This window comes from Lentibacillus sp. (genome assembly GCF_035301925.1).
In the GTDB taxonomy this organism is placed as follows: Bacteria; Bacillota; Bacilli; order Bacillales; family Amphibacillaceae; genus Lentibacillus.
The window spans coordinates 1-5,296 of record NZ_DATGTI010000090.1 but is presented as its reverse complement, the minus strand read 5'-3'; the positions used below and the strand labels follow the sequence as shown (position 1 = coordinate 5,296).

The 5,296-nt window shown below is 39.5% G+C and carries 4 protein-coding genes and 1 pseudogene; all 5 read right to left on the bottom strand.

What is annotated here, in order from left to right; translation table 11 throughout:
* The coding region (gene iadA, locus VK080_RS08240; protein WP_324224291.1) for a beta-aspartyl-peptidase at positions 1–1,032 on the bottom strand (1,032 nt) is incomplete at its 3' end.
* Between the two features lie 19 nt (positions 1,033–1,051).
* Positions 1,052–2,557, bottom strand: coding sequence for a putative basic amino acid antiporter YfcC (gene yfcC, locus VK080_RS08235; RefSeq protein WP_324224290.1), 1,506 nt, complete (start codon positions 2,555–2,557; stop codon positions 1,052–1,054).
* Positions 2,558–2,944: 387 nt separating this feature from the next.
* A pseudogene (locus VK080_RS08230) lies at positions 2,945–3,112 on the bottom strand (aldehyde dehydrogenase family protein); the annotation flags it as partial.
* 85 nt (positions 3,113–3,197) lie between these two features.
* Positions 3,198–4,802: an ABC transporter permease gene (locus tag VK080_RS08225; RefSeq protein WP_324224289.1), complete on the bottom strand. Its 1,605-nt coding sequence runs from the start codon at positions 4,800–4,802 to the stop codon at positions 3,198–3,200.
* Positions 4,802–5,296: DUF4162 domain-containing protein (locus VK080_RS08220; protein ID WP_324224288.1), on the bottom strand; the 495-nt coding region annotated here is incomplete at its 5' end. The genes VK080_RS08220 and VK080_RS08225, both read right to left, overlap by 1 nt.

Genomic DNA, 5,296 nt, shown 5'->3' with positions numbered 1-5,296 from the left:
TTTCTTTAACTTCAATATATTCGCTGGGTTGGTGGAGACTGTTTTAATTGCATCTTCTAGTGGAACTTGTGCTTCTAAAACAAGTTCTTTAAATGATGCATATAAACTATCAATTGGTGCAACGTTAAATCCGACCAATTCACCTTTGTCATTGTAATTCGGTAAACTACCTTGTGCATCAGAGCTCATCGTCATTGCATCGATGGAAACACCTGCGCCTAGCATTTTTTTCACCGCTTTTGTTGCTGGTACTTCCCCCTCTTCGATGAATTCAGGCGTCGTACTTGTCGTGAAATCAACATATCCGCCAGCCAAGGCATAGTCTATGCCCTCTTGAAATAGGGACGGATTCCGGTTTATATGTGTCGGCAAAAATTGTGTGATTGGAATTTCTGTTTCTTGCACAATTTGTCTTAATAGATGTAGACCGTCTTTTCCATCACCGACGTGAATATTTACAACTCCAGCTTTTCCAGCTAACATGCCACCTACTCTTGTTTCTGAGGCAATTTTTGCCAGTTCATTAATCGTCGGTTGGGAGGAACGATGATCACTAATAGCAATTTCGCCACTCCCGATAATTTTATCGATTAAAATAATATCGTCTGTAATCGAACCCGTACAAGTGCGAACAGGTACTTGATAATTCCCAGTGTGAACGAAAGCTGTCATTCCTTGTTCTTCCAATCCTCTAGCTTTTGCAACTAAACTAGTCATTAATCGCGTCGTTCCATCTGTTCCGATTACACCGACGACTGTCGTGACACCGGCTTGAATGGCATCTGAGATGTGTAACTCTGGCGTTCTAGAGCTAAAACCGGCTTCGCCTCCCCCGCCGATAATATGGACGTGATTATCGATAAATCCTGGCAAAGCCATTTTTCCTGTTCCATCAATCACCTTCATATCCGTAAATTGAATATCGATTTGATCATCCATAGCAATAATTTCTTCGCCACCAATTAAAATATCTTTCTTTCCTACATTTTCTGGTGTATAACAATGCACATTCTTAATTAATGTAAGGCCCATCCTATAAAACCCTTTCCAATTAGTAATTAATGAAAACCGCGATAATCATGACAACTGACGCCATGATAAATAAAAGTAACATAAATTTCCAAATAAATTTAATCCATGAACCCCACTCTACTCGTGCGGCACCTAACGTTCCCATAAGAGCAGCGGATGTAGGAACCATGATATTCGTAAAGCCATCCCCTAACTGAAAAGCTAATACGGCGGTTTGTCTCGTAACACCGACGATGTCTGCTAAAGGAGCCATAATTGGCATCGTGAGTGCAGCTTGTCCCGATCCTGAGACGACAAAAAAGTTAAAGACCGACTGGAAAATATACATGAACCAAGCAGATAAAACTTGAGGTAAATCACCTATCGCCATTCCAGCAGTATATAACATCGTATTTAATACAGAAGCCTCATTTGCGTTATCTCCTCCTAAGAGAAGTAAAATCCCTTTTGCCATTCCAACAATTAGAGCAGCAGGTAATAAATCTTTTGCCCCTTTTGAAAAGCTTTCTGCAATATCATTTATTCTCATCTTATTTAATTTAAAAATAACACCAATAATACCTGATACAAGTCCAATCGCAAAAAATTGTGTAGCTATCTCAGGAATATAATACCCTTGTTCGACAACGCCCCATATGACCCAAATAATTCCAGCAAATAAGGTTAAAATAACTAAGCTATGTCCTAGTTTAAACGAAACTTCTACATCATCTTTTGGTTTATTTTCTCTGTAATATGCATCCGTATGATAGGAAAAAGACCTTTGTGGATCTTTTCTAACCTTTGTTGCATACCACCAAGCAAATAAAGCACCCGTTAATGTGAAAATAGCCCAAATAATCATCCGTAACCCGGCACCAGAAAATACTGGTACACCACTAACACCCTGGGCGATCGCGACACTAAATGGGTTCATCCAAGATGTTCCAAAGCCGACTTGGGTCGCTACATATGTGACAAATACCGCTGTAATCGCATCAAATCCGATTGCGACCATCACTGGAGCTAAAATCATCGCAAACGCAATCGCTTCTTCCCCCATACCAAAAATGGCTCCCCCGAGGGAAAAGGCAATAAATAAAACAGGAACAATGAGCGATTCTCTACCTTTCATGCGTTGAATTAACTTCATCATACCGGATTCAATAGCTGTTGTATGCATCACAATCCCAAAAGCACCACCGATAACGATGATAAATGCGACAACACCTACAGCTGAGCCATTTTTATCTCCTGATACTAATCCTTCAAACACATAATTTAAAAAACCGGTGTCCTCACCAGTGGAAAATAATTTTACCCCTTCAGGACGTGTTTCCCCTGCTTCATTTGTATCATAATGAAATGTATTTGGGTCCAATACTTCTTTTGTTTTCATTTCACCATTTTCTTCGTACTCCACTTCTGTTACTTCAAAATAGCCTTTTGGCACTATGTACGTCACTAATGATGTCAAGATAATCACAAAAAAGACAATAACAAACGTGTGAGGCATCCTCCACGTCTTATTCTTACTATCATTCATATATAAATCTCTCCAATATATATCAAGTTGCTTTTCTTAAGAATCATTCAGCAAAAACTGTGTGAAACTAATCTTATTTAAATATCCCTCATGATGCTCCTCATTTCTTATGTTGTTTTTTCTAGTTTGGGTTAAACGGCGTCACTTAAACATATCTCCTTAAAATAGTACGTAATCATCTTACCATATTCGCCAGTAGAAGAGCACGAAAATGTAGGGGATTACATCATCCACTACTTCCTGCCATTTTATACAACTTGTAACAATGGATGGGAATGGTGGAAAAATAATTTGGTCAATGATGGAGAGAGAAAAGTTACATATTATTCAGTGTACAAATAACTAACAAATGAACAGCCTGCTTGTCTAACAAAAAGATAATCTATTCTAATCTCCCCACTCACGGCCAACTCCTGATTGCTTATACCCGCCAAATGGAGCGGAGTAATCCGATGGTGCTTGATTGACGGTGATGCGACCTGCACGAATGGAAGAAGCTACTTTTTGGATTTTTTCTTTGTCTTCTCCAATGACATAGACTGTTAAACCGTATATCGAAATGTCTAGAATTAATTTTCATATAAAAAAAAGAGGCGCAAGCTGCACCCCTATCATCTGGAGAAAACTTCTAAACGAGTCTTCATCCTTCTATATCTCTTTTTCGGTAACCGATACATCCAATTCCTATTAATACAATGGCGATTAATGTCATTGTGATTACTTTCATATAATCCATTTCATCTACTGGAATTTGTGGGATATGTCCAAAAGCTGTCAACTTTTCCATCCAACTTGGAAAATCAAATAGACCGCCCATATACACAACGAGAAACGAATAGATAAGGTAGACCCAGATCAAGCTTGTCAATCGTGGTAAAAATCCAATCAACACAACCGCAATGCCAATCATGACCCAAACCGCAGGCAGATAGATCATCGCTGCAGCATAGATACGCCCAAAATCCATCCCTCCATCTACCACTGCATTTCCAGCTGACCATAGGCCGATTCCAGATAAAGATAACATAAAGAAGCTCGCCAAAAGTGCAATCAATAACCCACTAAACAGCAAACGAAAGCGAGATACAACACGTGCTAATATATGTTCTGTACGACCTTTTCTCTCCTCGCCGACAAGCTTTAATACGGCCATTAAGACAGGAATGGTTCCCAACATCGCCAATACAGACATGAGCATCGTAATAAATTGTTCGGTTAGTGTGAAGCCAGCTTCAGGAGTAATCATCTGTTGAAACATCTCATTTTCTGCAAAAAAGGATTCTAAATCTCCCATGATAGAACCATAAGAAACACCGAAAATAAACATTCCGATTGCCCATGCAATCAACCCTGTACGTTGAATGCGTAAAAGCAAACCAAATGGACCTTGCAACATAAATGATGCATGCTTCCTACCTGGACGTGAAGGTAGAAATCCTGCCTCTAAATCACGTATGGCATATAAATAAAAAGCAAGCCCAGTAAGTAAAAGCGCGACAGCAAGCGTCAATAATAAAGGGCCTAGATTATTTTCGACATATGCTTGCGATTCCAACACCCAACCTAACGGAGAAATCCAAGATACTGCTTCATTTCCCACATCGCCAATGGCACGAATCAAGTATGCCATGATTAATACAAGGAAGGCATACCCTGTTGCCCCTCGAGAACTTTCTGAAAGCTGGACAAAAACAGCTGTAATTGCCGTGAAAATCATTCCCGTAATTCCAATAGCAGCGCCAAAAATGAGTGAACCTACTAGATCCATACTTTCAATTTGTAAAGCTGCTAAACTACCACCTAGTAAAATAGCTAAAAGTATATTCATTCCAAAAGCTACTATAATAGTAGCGGAAAGATTCGCTAGTCTCCCTGTTGGAAAAGAACGAATGAGTTCAATTCTTCCTGCCTCTTCATCAGCACGCGTATGACGCACGACAAACAGAATACTCATGATTGCAACCGCAATAGCTGTAAAAAGTAGCATTTGATGGGCCATCATGGCACCTATCGTATAATCATCAATCCCATACCCTTTTCCGACCATGGCAATCATCGCAGGATTTTTCATCGTTTCTGCCATCGCTTCACGTTCTCCATGTTCTCCGTAAGCATTCTCAAAAACATAAGCGACAGCAATGACAAAACCAATAATGGCAATAAACCAAATCGGTATTCTAATTCGGTCCCGTCGTAAAATAAAGGACGTTAATTTTCCAGTATGTTGATAAAGTGACTTTCCCATTAGGATCCACCTCCAACCTCTTCTGTCCCTTCATAATGCCGCATAAATAAATCTTCCAATGTTGGTGGTGCGCTTTCTAATTTAACAATGCCAAATGGAGTAATGTATTGCATAATATTGTTTAATTCTTCTGTGTCTACTTGAAACGATAACCCTTCAGCCTTTTCGACAACTTCATGCACGCCTTTTAAGTCAGCAACACGCACAATCGGTTCTTTCGTTTTCACTAACAGACTTGTTCGCGTTAAATGACGTAAATCTTCTAATGAGCCGCTTTCGATTATTTTCCCTTGGCGAATGATCGCAACGGTATCACATAGTCGCTCTACTTCAGATAAAATATGACTTGATAAGAGTACGCTTTTCCCCGCTTCCTTTACTTCTAAAATGCTTTCCTGAAAAAGTCTTTCCATAAGTGGATCAAGTCCTGATGTTGGTTCATCTAAAATATACAAATCCGCATCGGTTGCAAATGCAGCAATTAAAGCAACCTT